Source organism: Methylophaga sp. UBA678 (assembly GCF_002299105.1).
Taxonomy (GTDB): domain Bacteria; phylum Pseudomonadota; class Gammaproteobacteria; order Nitrosococcales; family Methylophagaceae; genus Methylophaga; species Methylophaga marina.
The window spans coordinates 52249-53445 of record NZ_DBNG01000002.1 but is presented as its reverse complement, the minus strand read 5'-3'; the positions used below and the strand labels follow the sequence as shown (position 1 = coordinate 53445).

Annotated in this window: 1 protein-coding gene; it reads left to right on the top strand. The window is 43.4% G+C overall.

All coding sequences use genetic code 11. The features are described 5' to 3' along the window. The coding region (carB, locus tag B3014_RS00520; RefSeq protein WP_289286879.1) for a carbamoyl-phosphate synthase large subunit at positions 1-1197 on the top strand (1197 nt) is incomplete at both ends.

Below are 1197 nucleotides of genomic sequence, written 5' to 3'. Positions count from 1 at the left end.
GTGATGGCGATTGGCCGTAACTTCCAGGAATCATTACAAAAAGCCCTGCGTGGACTGGAAATTGATCGTGATGGTTTGACAGAAATCATTGAACTGACAGAGGAAAACACAGCGGAAACATTACGCCGTGAGTTGAGTCTGCCAGGTTCTGACCGTTTATGGTTTGTAGCAGATGCTTTCCGTTATGGCTTTAGTTTTGACGAAATTCAAAAGCTAACGCATATCGATCCATGGTTCTTGATCCAGATCGAAGAATTGGTGACATTAGAAAACCAACTCAAAGAGCGTTCGCTGAATGATATCGATCAGCAAGAGATGTATGCCTTAAAACGCAAAGGTTTCTCTGATTCACGTCTGGCTAAACTGTTACTGAAGACTGAAAAACAAGTCCGTGAATACCGTCAGGCGATGCAGGTCCGTCCTGTCTACAAACGTGTTGATACCTGTGGTGCTGAGTTTGCCACTGGCACAGCGTATATGTATTCAACCTATGATATGGAATGTGAAGCCAACCCAAGTGACCGTGACAAGATCATGATTTTGGGTGGTGGGCCTAACCGTATCGGTCAAGGGATTGAGTTTGACTATTGCTGTGTTCATGCTGCATTAGCCTTACGTGAAGATGGTTATGAAACCATTATGGTCAACTGTAACCCAGAAACTGTTTCCACTGATTACGACACATCTGACCGTTTATATTTTGAATCATTGACTTTAGAAGACGTATTAGAAATTGTCGAGTTAGAAAAGCCAAAAGGCGTCATCGTTCAGTTCGGTGGTCAAACACCTCTAAAATTAGCGCGTGCACTTGAAGCGGCAGGTGTGCCTATTATTGGTACTTCGCCAGATGCTATTGATCATGCTGAAGACCGCGAGCGTTTCCAGCAAATGGTTGAAAAACTGAACTTGCTGCAACCACCTAATAGACTGGCACACTCTGTTGATACTGCAGTGTCACTTGCTTCTGAAATTGGTTATCCATTAGTTGTTCGTCCGTCTTATGTATTAGGTGGACGTGCGATGGAAATTGTTTACAACGAAGATGAGTTACAGCGTTACATGTTAAATGCTGTCAAAGTATCGAACGAATCACCAGTCTTACTGGATCGTTTCCTCGATGATGCGATAGAAGTTGATGTGGATGCCATCTGTGACGGTAAAGATGTGCTGATTGGTGGCATTATGGAACATATTGAG